Source organism: Saccharothrix ecbatanensis (assembly GCF_014205015.1).
In the GTDB taxonomy this organism is placed as follows: Bacteria; Actinomycetota; Actinomycetes; order Mycobacteriales; family Pseudonocardiaceae; genus Actinosynnema; species Actinosynnema ecbatanense.
Window position 1 is genome coordinate 103,100 of sequence record NZ_JACHMO010000001.1, and the last position, 13,163, is coordinate 116,262.

The 13,163-nt window shown below is 69.0% G+C and carries 19 protein-coding genes; 7 read left to right on the forward strand and 12 right to left on the reverse strand.

Annotated features, from left to right (window positions below):
• Positions 1–299: 299 nt before the first annotated feature.
• From F4560_RS00390 to F4560_RS00410, 5 genes are all read right to left on the reverse strand, one after another.
• Positions 300–722, reverse strand: a complete 423-nt coding sequence (locus F4560_RS00390) for an Imm1 family immunity protein (protein WP_184914605.1) — start codon at positions 720–722, stop codon at positions 300–302.
• Positions 710–1,483: a DddA-like double-stranded DNA deaminase toxin gene (locus F4560_RS00395; protein ID WP_184914607.1), complete on the reverse strand. Its 774-nt coding sequence runs from the start codon at positions 1,481–1,483 to the stop codon at positions 710–712. The genes F4560_RS00390 and F4560_RS00395 overlap by 13 nt, the downstream gene beginning before the upstream one ends.
• 166 nt (positions 1,484–1,649) lie before the next feature.
• Positions 1,650–1,808 (reverse strand): DUF397 domain-containing protein, encoded by a 159-nt coding sequence (locus tag F4560_RS46440; protein WP_184914610.1) that lies wholly within the window; start codon positions 1,806–1,808, stop codon positions 1,650–1,652.
• Between the two features lie 183 nt (positions 1,809–1,991).
• Positions 1,992–2,180 carry a DUF397 domain-containing protein gene (locus tag F4560_RS00405; protein ID WP_184914613.1) on the reverse strand — a complete coding sequence of 63 codons (189 nt, stop codon included), beginning with the start codon at positions 2,178–2,180 and terminating at the stop codon, positions 1,992–1,994.
• Positions 2,177–3,052 (reverse strand): helix-turn-helix domain-containing protein, encoded by an 876-nt coding sequence (locus F4560_RS00410; RefSeq protein WP_184914616.1) that lies wholly within the window; start codon positions 3,050–3,052, stop codon positions 2,177–2,179. The genes F4560_RS00405 and F4560_RS00410 overlap by 4 nt, the downstream gene beginning before the upstream one ends.
• Before the next feature lie 412 nt (positions 3,053–3,464).
• Between F4560_RS00410 and F4560_RS00415 the strand changes: the two genes are divergently transcribed.
• The 4 genes from F4560_RS00415 to F4560_RS00430 are packed head-to-tail and all read left to right on the forward strand — an operon-like array spanning position 3,465 to position 4,758.
• Complete coding sequence (locus F4560_RS00415) at positions 3,465–3,734, forward strand: hypothetical protein (protein WP_184914619.1); 270 nt, start codon at positions 3,465–3,467, stop codon at positions 3,732–3,734.
• Positions 3,731–3,991, forward strand: a complete 261-nt coding sequence (locus F4560_RS00420; protein WP_184914622.1) for a hypothetical protein — start codon at positions 3,731–3,733, stop codon at positions 3,989–3,991. The genes F4560_RS00415 and F4560_RS00420 overlap by 4 nt, the downstream gene beginning before the upstream one ends.
• Complete coding sequence (locus F4560_RS00425) at positions 3,988–4,503, forward strand: hypothetical protein (RefSeq protein WP_184914625.1); 516 nt, start codon at positions 3,988–3,990, stop codon at positions 4,501–4,503. The genes F4560_RS00420 and F4560_RS00425 overlap by 4 nt, the downstream gene beginning before the upstream one ends.
• A gap of 12 nt (positions 4,504–4,515) precedes the next feature.
• Positions 4,516–4,758, forward strand: a complete 243-nt coding sequence (locus F4560_RS00430) for a transcriptional regulator (protein WP_184914628.1) — start codon at positions 4,516–4,518, stop codon at positions 4,756–4,758.
• A 124-nt stretch (positions 4,759–4,882) separates the two neighbouring features.
• Here the strand turns inward: F4560_RS00430 and F4560_RS00435 are convergent, their stop codons facing one another.
• Together F4560_RS00435 and F4560_RS00440 are read right to left on the reverse strand one after the other, a co-directional pair.
• The gene (locus F4560_RS00435) at positions 4,883–5,536 is read right to left on the reverse strand and encodes an NADPH-dependent F420 reductase (RefSeq protein WP_184914631.1); all 654 of its coding nucleotides are present in this window, start codon (positions 5,534–5,536) and stop codon (positions 4,883–4,885) included.
• 32 nt (positions 5,537–5,568) lie between these two features.
• Entirely contained in the window at positions 5,569–6,318 is a 750-nt protein-coding gene (locus F4560_RS00440; RefSeq protein ID WP_184914634.1) for an SDR family oxidoreductase, read from the reverse strand.
• A 96-nt stretch (positions 6,319–6,414) separates the two neighbouring features.
• Here F4560_RS00440 and F4560_RS00445 point away from each other — a divergent pair, with 96 nt between their 5' ends.
• Complete coding sequence (locus tag F4560_RS00445; protein ID WP_184914637.1) at positions 6,415–7,023, forward strand: TetR/AcrR family transcriptional regulator; 609 nt, start codon at positions 6,415–6,417, stop codon at positions 7,021–7,023.
• Positions 7,024–7,305: 282 nt separating this feature from the next.
• Positions 7,306–8,400, forward strand: coding sequence for a transcription termination factor Rho, short form (locus F4560_RS00450; protein WP_312867923.1), 1,095 nt, complete (start codon positions 7,306–7,308; stop codon positions 8,398–8,400).
• 113 nt (positions 8,401–8,513) lie between these two features.
• On the opposite strand, the gene F4560_RS00455 is transcribed toward F4560_RS00450, so the two are convergent.
• The 3 genes from F4560_RS00455 to F4560_RS00465 form a co-directional block, all read right to left on the reverse strand.
• Complete coding sequence (locus F4560_RS00455; protein ID WP_184914641.1) at positions 8,514–9,674, reverse strand: S1 family peptidase; 1,161 nt, start codon at positions 9,672–9,674, stop codon at positions 8,514–8,516.
• 435 nt (positions 9,675–10,109) lie between these two features.
• A complete protein-coding gene (locus F4560_RS00460; protein WP_184914643.1) occupies positions 10,110–10,637 on the reverse strand; it encodes a hypothetical protein in 528 nt (175 codons plus the stop codon).
• A 146-nt stretch (positions 10,638–10,783) separates the two neighbouring features.
• Complete coding sequence (locus F4560_RS00465; protein WP_184914645.1) at positions 10,784–11,233, reverse strand: nuclear transport factor 2 family protein; 450 nt, start codon at positions 11,231–11,233, stop codon at positions 10,784–10,786.
• A gap of 90 nt (positions 11,234–11,323) precedes the next feature.
• Between F4560_RS00465 and F4560_RS00470 the strand changes: the two genes are divergently transcribed.
• On the forward strand, positions 11,324–11,824 hold the full coding sequence (locus F4560_RS00470; RefSeq protein WP_312867926.1) for a winged helix-turn-helix transcriptional regulator: 501 nt from the start codon (positions 11,324–11,326) through the stop codon (positions 11,822–11,824).
• A 23-nt stretch (positions 11,825–11,847) separates the two neighbouring features.
• Here the strand turns inward: F4560_RS00470 and F4560_RS00475 are convergent, their stop codons facing one another.
• Entirely contained in the window at positions 11,848–12,315 is a 468-nt protein-coding gene (locus F4560_RS00475; RefSeq protein ID WP_184914647.1) for a peroxiredoxin family protein, read from the reverse strand.
• 45 nt (positions 12,316–12,360) lie between these two features.
• On the reverse strand, positions 12,361–12,948 hold the full coding sequence (locus tag F4560_RS00480) for an RNA polymerase sigma factor (protein ID WP_184914649.1): 588 nt from the start codon (positions 12,946–12,948) through the stop codon (positions 12,361–12,363).
• Between the last annotated feature and the right edge of the window lie 215 nt (positions 12,949–13,163).

Below are 13,163 nucleotides of genomic sequence, written 5' to 3' on the forward strand. Positions count from 1 at the left end.
ACAACTGTCGGGACGGCCGCTTTTCTTTGTCCGGAGCACGTTCAAGAGTGAAGGCGACCTGGTCGCCGTTCCGGCGGGAGGCGACAGGACATCGGAGTCAGCTCTCCCACGGTCGCCAGGTGACCGCCGATGACCTGTCACCGGAGATGGGGAACGCCCCCGACCGATAGTGGCGGCCGGGGGCGTTCCGTCGTCGATGGTCAGGCGTCGAGTCGATCCGCACCTGTCCCTACTCGTCGCCCCGCTCGAGCCGTGTACGAGACCAGGTGCGGATCACCGGCCATTGTCGGGCATGGAACCTACAGGCCCCACGTCCGCCAGTTGACGATCGTGGACCGCTTACCATCGGTGGCGACGAGGTCGTGGGCGGCCCTGATCACGTCGGCCAGCGGCAGCTCGGAGTCGGAGGGCCACTCCCGGGCGTGGGCCTGGTGGTCGTAGAGGACGGGTTCGCCGTCCGGGTCGCCGCCATTGGTGGTGATGTAGGAGCCGGTGGCGTCGGCGTGGGCGATGAAGCCGCGGTCCTGGGCGATGCCCAGCCGGACGGCGACCCAGCCCTCGGCCCACGGGTCGGGGCGGGCCAGTTCGACCATCGGCGGGACCGGGCCGCCCTGCGCGGCGAAGTCGGCGGCCATGCGTTCCAGCAGCGCGTCGAGATCGGCCGCGCTCGTGATCGGAGTCGGCTCCTCGCCTCTCTTGTACCAAGCCATCAACGACGCCACGGCGGCTTTCCTCCGGTGAACTTCTTGTAGTAGCCGTCCGGGCCGTACACGGCGAGCGTGTAGCCCTCGGGCAGCACTGCGGGCAACAGACTGTCACAGCCGAACGGGCCTACGCACGGCGCGTAATTCAGCGCCAGCGTCAGGTGACGCATCGCAGGATCGAGGGTGCCCTGCTCCCGCATCCGCGCGGCCAGCTTTAGCTCCACGTCCGCATCGGTGACCACCGGCAACCGCGGACATCCCTCGGCCGCCAGCGCGGCGTTGACCTTCGGCGTCCACTCGTCGTGCCCACTGACCGCGCGCTGCGTCGACCCGTCGGGAGCGGTCCACCGGCCGTGGGTCTTCTGCCCGGTACCGCCGATCACTGCCGGCGGCAGGTCGCGCAGTAGCTCCTCGACGCGTTCCGGGGGAAGCGGCGGTGGTGGGGAGGCCGGTGCCGCTGGCGGTTGCGCGGCGGATGGCGGTCTCGATGGGGCTTCCGGCGGCGGAGCACCGGTTCCCCGGATGGCGTCGAGCGCGGCTTGGGCGTGGTCCACGCCCTTGGACAGGACCTTCCACAGTTCCCTGACGCCGTCGACCACCGCTTGGAGGCTGGCCAGGACCTTGTCCTTGTCGCCCGTGGTGTCGCCCTCCAGAGCGGACCCGAGGACCGCCTGGGCGTCCTCGGCCAGATCTCCGGCGGTGCCCAGGGCGTCTTTGCACTTCGACGCCTTGTCGCACGCGGCGGCGATGGCCGCGTTCACCTCTCCCAGCGACGCCATCGTGTCCCCTTTCGCCGCGAGTCCCCGGCGATTCCACCATGCCGCAGGTACGGTGCGTGACGGGTCGGAGGATCCCGGAGATGGGGAACGCCCCCGGCCGATAGTGGCGGCCGGGGGCGTTCCGTCGTCGATGGTCAGGCGTCGAGTCGGTCCGCCTTGATCGCCGTTAGGAACGCGGCGAACGCCGGGCCCGACACCCGCAGGTGTCCGGCCTGCGGGTTTTCGAGTCCCGCAGGCCGACGGTCGGCGCGTCGGGCCGGGCGACCTCGACACACTGCCCGTTGCTGACGGACCGGCTCGACTTCGGCCAAGTCCACGTGTTCATGGTTGGTACTCCCTCCACGACGACGGGACGACGACACCAACGGCGCCACGGTCACCCCCTTCGCCCGATGTGCAGGCGATGGCCGATCGTGCCGGGTACGGTGCCAAGGCGGGTCCAAGACCCGAACAGCGCGATGCCCCGGCCGCCATTTTCGGCCGGGGCATCGCTGTTCGAGCAGTCAGGTCAGGCGCGGCCGTCCCTGATCGCGGTGAGGAACGCGCCGAACGCGGCCGGGGACACCCGCAGGTGTCCGGCCTGCGGGTTCTTCGAGTCCCGCAGGCCGACGGTCGGCGCGTCGGGCCGGGCGACCTCGACACACTGCCCGTTGCTGACGGACCGGCTCGACTTCCGCCAGGTCCACGTGCTGCTCATGGGTGGTACTCCCTCCGGATGGTGTCGATCAACGCCAGCGACTCCCGTTCGGATAGTGCCTGCTCCAGGAGCCGATCTTCGAGCTGCGTGTACTTGGCGATGAGGTCAGTATCGTCCCTGTACCGACCACCCGACAGGTCTTCGAGGTAGACGACACCCGGATCGCGCTCGATGGGAAACTCCAGCCGGGTGAACGGTCCTTGCAGCGCGGGGTGCACGTCGCCGGCGTACGGGATCACGCGAATCGTCACGTTGTCGCGCTCCGCTACGCCGAGCAGGTAGGCGGCCTGTGCCGCGGCGACTGCCCGACCGCCGAGTTGCTTGCGCAGGACTCCCTCGTCGATCACTGCCGTCAGGTGCACGCCGGGTCGGTCGAGGATCGCCTGCCGGGCTGTGCGGAGGCGCACGCGTCCTTCGACCTGTTCGTCGGTCAGGTCGTCGCCGAGGTGCGCTCGGCGGATCATGGCCGCCGCGTACTCAGGGCAGTGCAGGATGCCCATCACCACCACGGCGTCGTAGGTGAAGATCCGGCTCGCGCCCTGTTCCAGGCCCACGTACAGGTCGAAGCCCGTCAGCAGGTCCAGCGACGGGTCCAGTTCGAACGTGTTGCCTGCCCTCTCTGCCTCACGCACCTGCACGATCAGGTCCTGGATGCCTTCGATCAGGTCGGGTGCGCCGTAGAGCGTCAACAGCATGTCGACCTCGGGCAGCTTGGGCATCGTCCGCCCGTTCTCCAAGTGCCCGATCCTGGCCTTGCTGGTGTCGATGTGCTTGGCGGCGTCGGGCTGACTCAGGCCGGCGGCTTCGCGTAGCCGTTGCAGCTCGAACCCGATGTAGCGCTTCACCACATTGGGTGCAGTCGATAGCGGCACGTGACTGTCCTTTCTGCGCAGGTCACCCCATCGGTCGACTAGCCTCCTGAGACCCTCAACTCTAGGGTCTCAGGAGGAGGGTCTAGGCGCTAGCGGTGCAATCTTGATCGGCGGCAACTCTCCCACAAGCCGTGAGCGGCCCTGTTCATGCCCCGACCTGGCCTGGCGCGGATCGCTCACGGTCCACCGGAACCAGGGAGGCGTGTGTCGTGAGCCTGAGCGGATGCCATGCCGATCAGCCTGAGACGGTCCGCGGGGAGGCTTCCGCGCCCTGGGCTCGGCCCAGCCTCCCGCCGACGTCGACCGTCGCCTCCTGGGCGGCCCGTGCCGGTTGTCCGACCGCAGCGGCGCGGGCCGCCTTCCACATGCGGCGCCTGGCGGCATTCGGCGGACCGGCCCCGGCGAGGCGGTCATGAGCACCTGGCCGGGCGCGCGGAGCGACCTGTCGCGGTGGTGGGACGACCATGACAAGGGCACAGGTGATCGGCCCAGGCCGGGGACGCGCGTGCTGATCCGGGACGGCCGTAGCGGCACGGTCCAGCCATACGAGGGCTGCTGGAAGTCCTGCACGTTCCCCGTGCTGGTCGACCGGACCATGCAGTCGCTGATGCTGTCGACCTCCGACGTGACCGAACTGGCAACCGGTGGCAAGCCCGCCGACGCGGTCGAGGACGCGGGGTGACCGCCGTGACCGAGGCCACCGACGCGGTCACCGACGACGGCGCCGACTACGACACTGCCGCCGGGAGTGCCGGGCACCTGCCGGGCATGTGGGATGTGTTGCTGCACAACGGCTTCCGGCTCGATTCGGTCCGCTGGATGCGGGCTGCCGGGCGGATGCGGTCACTGGAAGGTGCCCCGGTGACCGGTGATCAACCAGGAGAGGAATCAGAGGTGTCGGTGAAGGTGTACGGCAACGGGCAGGTGGGGACGTCGTGAGCTGGACGGGAGAGCAGATCGTCACGAGCATGGGGATGCGGCTGGACGAGAGGATGTCGATCGACCTGCGCGGCAGCCTGGAGACCCAGGCGTTCCTCACGATCGGGAGCAGCGTCGAGATCATGCTGGGCGAGGTCCACGTGCGGACCCTGCGCGACCAGAGTGCGGCGGCGCTGGACGACATGGCGCTCGTCGAGGCGGCCGAGAACGTCGTGGGCGACGCCTACCACGCCGGCGCGCAGGCACTGACCGCCGCCGCCCTGGCGCGGAAGAACGCCGAAGCCGCCAGGGCGGCCGGCGCCGACGAGCAGGCCGGCGTGGCGGAGCAGGCAGCCACACGAGCTTCGGAAGCGGCGGAACGCGCCCAGACCACCGCGCACGCTGCGGCCGAGGCGATGGGCCTGGCGGACGAGGCGGCTGAAGAAGCCAGGGCGGCGGCGACCCTGGCGGCCCAGGCCGCCGGCCAGGAACCGCCCGACGAGCAGGCCGGGCCGAACCTGCACCTCGTGTGACGGGCCGGCGCAATGGCTCGCACGATCCGACTCCGCGCGGACGTGTTCAGCAAGGCGGCGCGCTTGGCGGGCTACACCTCCGACTACGGGCTGTCCAAGGCCATGGAGGTCAACCGCAGCACCGTCGCACGAGTGCTCGCCGGTGAACTCCAACCCGGACCGGCGTTCATCGGCGGCGCATTGACCGCCCTCGCGCCGATGCAGTTCGACGACCTCTTCACCGTGGTGCAGCTCGAAGCCGCCGACCAGGAGTAACGCCGATGATCGCAGCACGGCGGCCTTCGCATCTCAGGACGCGAAGGCCGCCGTGCTGTCGGCGCCCAGGAGGTGGCGGCGTGCCCAGCACCTGCAACGGATCAGGGACGGCCGCTTCCCGGACTCACGGCAAGATGGTCCGCCGTGCCCTGGCGAGGTTGGAAACCAGTTCGGTGCGGGTCTGGTACTCGTGCGCTACCCATGCGGGTTGACCGGGACCGCTGCGCCACGACTCGCTGAGCGGGCTGTTGTCGGCGGTGTCGAATCCGAACTGGTCGTACAGTCGCGTCACGAGTTCCACGGCTTCGGGAAAGTCGCTCGAGACCGACAGCGCGTGACGGCCGGGGGTGGCCGCCGCTTTACCCGTGGTGGTGATGCGGGGAGCTTGGATGTGGCTGAAGGCCTTGACGACCTTGGAGCGTGGAAGGTGCTCTTGGCGTAGCTCGTGAACTGTCTTCTCACCCGAGTCGATGACCGGGATATGGCCATCCCGCCAGACCATGTAGTTGTTCGTGTCGAGCACGATCTTGCCCGCCAGTTCCTCCACCGGCATATCGTTGACGACCTTCAGGGGGACGGCGACGACGGCGAACTCGCCGGCGGCGGCAGCACCGGCAGCGGTCGCGGCACGCGCTGATGGCCCGAGTTCGTCGATGAGGTCCTTCAAGGTCTCGGGTCCTCGTGAATTGGCGATGACGACGTCGTAGCCGTTCATGATCGCCGCACGCGCGATCTGGCTACCGACCTCGCCCGCGCCGATGATGCCGATCACGGTCATGGGTCCTCCGCCTCGACCAGGGTCTCCGGAAGTCAGATCTGGTTCAGGCCGCCGTCGACGTACAGGCTCGAACCGGTGATGAAGCTGCTCTGCTCGGAGGCGAGGAAGGCCACGGCGGCGGCGATCTCCTCCGGACGCCCGAGCCTGCCCAGCGGCACAAGCGTGGCCAGGTGCTGCTTGAGGCCTTCTGCCTGCTCCGGATCGGGAGCGAGCCCCGACAGGCCAGGCGTGTCGGTCGGGCCGGGTGTGATGGTGTTGACCCGGATGCCACGTCCCTTGAGTTCGTTGGCCCAGGTCCGGGCGAACGATCGAGTGGCGGCCTTGGTCGCCGCGTACACGCCGAACGCCTCCGCGCCGACGTCCACGTTGGTCGAGCCGTTCAAGATCACCGAGGCGCCGTCGTTGAGCAGGGGCAGCGCCTTCTGAACGGTGAACAGCGTGCCCCGGACGTTGATGCCGAAGATGGTGTCGAAGTGCTCCTCGGTGACCTGTTCAAGCGTGGCGAACGTGGCGACGGAGGCGTTCGCGAACAGCACGTCCAGGCCCCGTCCGCGGCCGCGGATCGTTTCGTAGAGCCGGTCCAGGTCGGCCGGGTTCGAGATGTCGCCGACCACCGCGGTGGCCGCTGAGCCGATCACCTCGACGGCCGCGTCGAGTTCGGACTCGCGCCGGCCGGTGATGAACACGTGCGCGCCCTCGGCGGCCAGTCGTACCGCACTGGCCAGGCCGATTCCGGTTCCGCCTCCGGTGACGAGAGCGGTCTTGCCTTCGAGAAGTCCCACCTGGACCAGCCTCCGACGAGTTCTGTAGCAATCGATGCAGAACTCGACCGTAGCACGTTCTGTATCGATTGATGCGGAAGTGGTAGCCTGGTCCAGGTGGAGACGAAAAAGTCCCGCCAGACCGGCCGGCCGCGAGGATTCGACGCGGACGAAGCTCTTGAGCGCGCCATGCTGGTCTTCTGGGAGCTGGGCTACGAGGGCGCCAGCCTGTCCAACCTGACCGACGCGATGGGTATCTCCACCACCAGCATGTACGCGGCCTTCGGCAACAAGGAGGAGCTGTTCCGCAAGGCCTTGGAGCGCTACACCGAAGGTCCGAGCGAGTACCTGGCAGGGGCCTTGGAAGAGCCGACCGCCCTCGGCGTCGCCACCGCGATCCTGGCCGGCGTCATCCGGACCACCACCCGCCCGACAGGCCCCCACGGGTGCCTGGGCGTCCAGGGTGCCCTGGCCACCGGCGAATCAGGGCATGCGGTCCGCGACCTTCTCGCCGCCTGGCGCAACAACGGCTGCTCCCGCGTCCGAGAGCGCTTCCAGCGGGCCGTCGATGACGGCGACCTGCCTCCGGAGACCGACCCGGCCCTACTCGCCCGCTATGTCACCACGTTGGCCTTCGGCATCGCCGTGCAAGCCGCGAGCGGTGTCGACCGCGGTGAACTCCAGGAAATGGCCGACGCCGCCCTGCGCAACTGGCCGCTGGCCTGAAGGCGGATCAGGCCGCACCCGGACCTGCTCGGACATCGTCCACACTGGACACTTGCGCGTCGGCCAGGCTGGTGGCTATGATGCGTGACATCTCGTTCTCGTGGCCGTAGGCGGCTCTGCCCCACCCACGAAATCCTCTTCACCGATCCCGGCTCGGACGTGGCTCGACGCAGCCTTTCCCGACGTGTCGCCGGGTCCCACCGCGGCGTGGCCGCGGTATCCACCATTCCCGCGATCAGGGAGAAACCCTTGAACCACAACGATTTTACTGAAACTCGACTCGTGTCCGGTGTCCTCGACGTCGTGAACCAACGACCCGTGCTGCGGACCGACGGTTACCTGCCGGGCCCTGACGACGCCACCGTGCCGCCGCGGCTGGTGGCCGAACACGGGTTGCGGCGGGGCGACGAGGTCCACGGCCGGGTCGCGCCACCGCCACGTGACGGCAGGCCGCCGTCGCTGGTCACCGTCGAAGCCGTCAACGGCGCGCACCCGCGCTACTCCCGGGCCCGGCCGGCCTTCACCGACCTCGTGCCCACCCACCCGCAAGAGAGGCTGCGGCTGGAGACCGAGCCGCATGAGCTGACCACCCGAGTGATCGACCTGCTCATGCCGATCGGCAAGGGACAGCGTGCCTTGGTCGTCGCGCCGCCCAAGGCGGGCAAGACCACGGTGCTGCGGTCGATCGCGCACGGCCTCGCCAAGAACCACCCGGAGTGCCACCTGATGCTCGTGCTGGTCGGCGAACGCCCGGAGGAGGTCACCGACCTGGCGCGCGCCGTGCCGGCGGAGGTGGTGGCCGCCACGTTCGACCACCCACCCCGCGACCACACCGTGCTCGCGGAACTGGCCGTCGAACGCGCCAAGCGCCTGGTGGAGCTGGGCCGTGACGTGGTGGTGCTGCTGGATTCCGCGACGCGCCTCGGCCGTGCCTACAACCTCGCCGCGCCGGCGTCTGGGCGGACCCTGTCCGGTGGCGTGGACGCCGGTGCCCTCACCGCGCCGAAGCGGTTCCTGGGCGCGGCGCGCAACGTCGAGGGCGGTGGGTCGCTGACGATCATCGCCACGGCGCTGGTCGACACCGGCTCGGTGGGCGACGCGCTGCTGTTCGAGGAGTACAAGGGGACCGGCAACGCCGAACTGCGACTGGACCGCAAGACTGCCGCACGACGGGTGTTCCCGGCCGTGGACGTCCACCAATCCAGCACCCGTCGTGACGACCTCCTGCTCACGCCGGCGGAGATCGCGTCGACCCGACTGCTGCGCCGTGCCTTGGTGGGCAAGGAGAATGCGGTGGACGCACTGCTCGACGGCCTGCGCAAGACGGGCGACAACGCCGAGTTCCTGACCCGCCTCACGGCCACCACTCCCCGCTGAGCGCCCGATGCGACGGGGAGCAGGCACGACGCCCGGAATGCACTTCAACGGGGAAGGCCTGACCGGCCTTCGGTGAAGAAGGCCGGTCAGGTCGTTCACCACTGGAACCTGGGTCAGCTCAGGACCAGCGACAAGCCGTAGGCGGACAGGATCGGGTTGACTTCCTGGTAGTACGTGGTCCCGCCGGTCGAGCAGTTGCCCGAACCGCCCGAGGTCACGCCTTGGGCCTGGTTCGAGCTGAGCCACGAGCCGCCGGAGTCACCGGGCTGGGCGCAGACGTTCGTGCGGGTCAGGTTGTAGACGACGCCCTGCGGGTAGTTCACGGTCTGGCCGCGGGCCTGGATGTAGTTGCACCACATGCCGGTGGTCGAACCCGAGCGGCACACGCCGGAGCCCACCGGGACCTGCGCGGAGCCGCGCACGTAGTACCAGTAGCCGTTGTAGCCCTCCATGTAGCCATGCAGGTTCACACCCGCGACGGTCCGGACCCACGCGTAGTCGTAGTAGGGGAACGTGCGGCCCGCGAAGTAGCCGTAGAGCGCGCCGTTCTGGTCGGTGGCCTGCGATCCGACGGTGCCGCAGTGGCCCGCGGTCACGAAGCCGCCGTGCACGGCGAAGCCGATGGAGCACCGGCCCGCGTTGTTGATCCAGTACGGCCAGCCGCCGACGACATCGGCGTACGGCACCGGCGAGTGGTCCTCCTCGACCACGCGCACGGCCCCGTGGGCAGCCTTGGCCTCATCGACGAACGTGCTCACCGCGGCGTCGACCTTGTTCCGGTTGACGTTGACGACGACCGTGTTGGTCTGCACGTCGACGTACCAGCCGTTCACGCCCTCCGGAGCGGCCTTGCCGGCCTTCCGGTCGATGGCGGTCTTGGCCGCGTCGAGCTGGGCGTAGCTGTGCGCGACGGGCACGACGGTGACGTCGAGACCGGTCTTGTCGCTCGCAGCCTTGCCTGCGACCGCGACGGCGAGCTTGCCGGTCGCGGGGTCGAACCAGCTACCCGCGTACGAGGAGCCGTAGTACTTGCGGGCGACGACCTCGGCGCCTCGGGCCTTCTCCTCCTGTGCCAGGCGAGTGGTGACGCCCTCGGCTGAGAGTCCGAGGTCGCGCTTCATCGCCTCGGCCATGCCGAGTGCGACGCGCTGCGCGGACGTGGGGGGAGTGACGGCCACATCGTTGGGCGCGGCGACCGCGGGTAGCGAAGGAATGGCGAGACCGATCGCGAGTACGACCGCGCTCGCTAATCGGATCGTGCGTGAAGAAGTCACTTGGGCAGCCCTTTCACACAATTCGGCAGGGATTACACCGATCGGTTACCCGGGATGTGCACGTGAAGACCCGGGGCGGCCGGTGTCGCCGTCGGGGAAACCCGGCGGAATTGGAACGATACTTTCCGCGCCGGGCGTGCCCATACCGCCGAGACGGTGGCGTCTGAAGCCTGTTTGCCCAGTTCAGTGCACATGGAATCATTCGGTGGCGTAGGTTCGGACGTCCATGTGCTGAATTCGTTATTCCGTAGTGACCGGCCCGATGGGGTCGAGTAAGAATCGCGCGGTCGACACCCCCTCAAATGGGGTAATCAATCACCGGCATCGGGACGAACGGAGCAATCCCGTGACGTCTTCCGGTCGACAATTCGGATGACGGGCGGATTCCACCTCGCATTGCGCGGACTACGGGGCGCCGAGTCGGCGCCCCGCAGTTCAGCGGAGAGGGGTCGGCACCCGGAGTGCCCACCTGCGCACTTGTGCGGAGTAGAGCCGGCGGGTCAGCGGACCGCAGAGAACGGCCACGACGTCGGCCGCACGGGGGCGGATGCCGAGGCGCAGCAGGGATCGCAGGTGCGCGACCGTGGTGCGTTCCGGATCGGCTCCCCGCTGGAACCGCCGCCACTCGCGTGCTCGCGTGAGGTCGTCCGCACCGACGAGGCGCACGGCGAAGGCCAAGCGCGCGCGCCGCACGGGCGCCGAGGCGTCCGGGTCCTCCGCGTCGAAGCGGCGGTTGACCGGGTCGGCGCAGAACCGGTGCTCCGGCCACGTGCCCGCGCCGGGTCGGTCCGTCGCGGCGGTCAGGGGCGCGGCCGGGTGGGCGGCGGGCCACCGGTGGTCGACTTCCAGGCCGCACCACCAGCACAGCGCTCCCGGGTCCACCGCGGACGGCGCCTGGTTCGGCGGCGCTGCCTCACGGTGGGGTCCGGAGGGAGAAGGCGTGATGTTGACGGCGAACTCCATAACCGCAAGTTACCGCCGTTCGGGGTCCCGCACCTCCGTGACGATCATGGTGCGCCGAAAGTTCGGTAGAGGTGATCGGCTCTACCGATCACCTGGCGTCCACCCTGGACCGTTCCTCACGTCAGAGTGCTCGCCCACCGCTCCGATCACGCATTTTGGGGCAGATCCGCTCGCTTGACCCCCGCCTGTTCCTGGCGGCGCACCGCGTCGGCGAGCCGCGCCGTGTCCTCCAGCACGTAGTCGTCGACCATGCGACCCCACCGCAGTCCGACCCACTGGATGCCTTCGTTGCGGTAGGCCGTCCCGTCGGCGAGCGTCGCCTCGGCCCGGAACCGGGTGACCACGGTGGTGTTCCACGGCCAGCCCTTCACCACGATGTCCCCGGCCGTGATGCGGAGGCCGGGGAGCACGGCCTCCACGTCGCGGAACCACTGGGCGAACGCCTCCCGCCCGGTGAACTCCGCGCCGGGCGGCCCGTCGCCGACGAACCGGAAGTGGACGTCGGGAGCGGCGAGCCCGACGGCCGCCTGGTAGTCGCCGTCGGCCATGCGAGCCCAGAGTGAACGAACTTTCGCGCGCACGATCGTGTGGTACATGGAGTCCTCCCCGTAGTGGCTTGCAATCAGCAAGTCACCCGCGACGCTAGTCCGGTGACTTGCCCATCGCAAGGCACTACGGTCGGAGCCGTGAACAGAGACCGCTTCACCGCGATGGCGTGCTCTGTGGCGCGCACGGCGGGCTTGGTCGGCGACCCGTGGACCCTCCTGGTCCTCCGTGACCTCTTCCTGGGCCTGACCCGCTTCGACGAACTCCACCGCGACCTGGGCGTGGCCACGAACGTCCTGACCGACCGCCTCGAACGGCTGGTGGCGGCCGGCCTGGTCTCGCGCACGCCGTACCAGCGCAATCCCGTGCGCTACCGGTACCAACTCACCGAGCCGGGGGAGCAGCTCTACGGGATCGTCCTGAGCCTGCTCGCCTGGGGCGACACCCACTTGGCGGACGAAGGTCCGCCCATGCACCTGGTGCACACGACGTGCGGCTCGTCCACGACGCCCGTCGTGACGTGCGACCACTGCGGCGGCGAACTGGCCGTCGACAACGTGGAGGTGCAGCCCGGTCCCGGCGGCAGGGCCGCGCCGGGCACGGTCGTGATCGCGGAAATGCTCACCGGCAACGCGAGCTGAGCCGGTTCACGAGGGTCGCCCGCCTAGGCCGGCGTCCGCAGGGACGCGATGGCCTTGGCGATGCCGGTCTTGTCGTAGCTGTTCGTGGGCATGGTGGCGCCGTGGGCGTGGCGGATGACGCCTTGGCGGTCGATGAGGATGCTGCCGGACTGCTGCATCGAACCGAAGACCTTCCTGCCGAGTCCGATCATCTCGTGCGGGCTCTCGCGGCGGCCGGTGAGGACGGGGAACGGAATCCGGTGTTTCGCCTTCCACGCGCTCGCCTGTTCGCGATCTTCCGGGACCGCCAGGAGGACGCGGACGTTGTCGGCCGCCAGCTCGTCACCGCGGTTGACGAGATCTCGGACGTGCCGGTTGCAGACCGGGCACGACGTCGATCGCACGAAGTAGAGCAGGACCGCGTGCGCACCCTGGTAGTCGGACACGCGGACGGTCTCCCCGGTCGTGTCTTCCAGGACCATCTGCGGTGCGGGCGAACCGGTTTCGAGCATGGTGAGGTTCCTTGTCTCCGGAGCGGGGTTTGTCAGGACGTCGGGTCAGATGTGGGTGGAGTCGTGGGGACCTTGGTCGCACTCGACGCCGCCACGCAGGCTGAGGCGGAGCGTGGTCCTGGCCCGGTGCAGGTGGGACTTCATCGCCGCGGTGCTCAGCCCGAGCGCTTCGGCGACCGTTCGTCCCGGGTGGTCGAGCACGTCACGCATGATCAGCACGCGGCGCTGGATGTCGGGCAACGCCCGGATCGCCTCCGCGACGCGTTCGGCTTCCAGCCGCTTGAGGACTTCGTCCTCGGCCGATGCCACCGGGCCGTCGCCGTTGCCGCCGCTGTCGCCGGACGTGTCGTGGTGGTCGAGCAGGCGTCGGGCACGGCGCAGGCACTCGTGCCGGACGATTCGGAACATCCACGAGGCGAGCGCCGCCGTGGCGCGCAGCGAACCGATCTTGCGGTAGAGGATGATCAACGCTTCCTGCGCCGCGTCCTCCGCGTCCTGCGGTGACGTGCACAGATGTTCGGCGAAGCGCCGCACGTGCGGATGAGCGCCGTGCACCACGGCGACGAGCGACTCCGGGTCGCCGTCCTGTGCGGCCTTGACGAGCTGCTCACTCGCCCAACTCCGGTCAACCACGTCCCACCCCCGCAGCACGTGGCGAACCCGTCGCACGTGTCCCTCTCGACGTAACCATCACCCATAAGAGGGTCCGACGTCGCGAAAGGGTTCACCCCGACGAACCGGCCGCAACCGCTACACAAAGTTTCGTTGAAGTTTCGCTGAGTGACGTATAAGGTGATGAGTGCTCTGGGAGCGCTCCCATGTTTGATCACACCGCCGCTCAATCATCG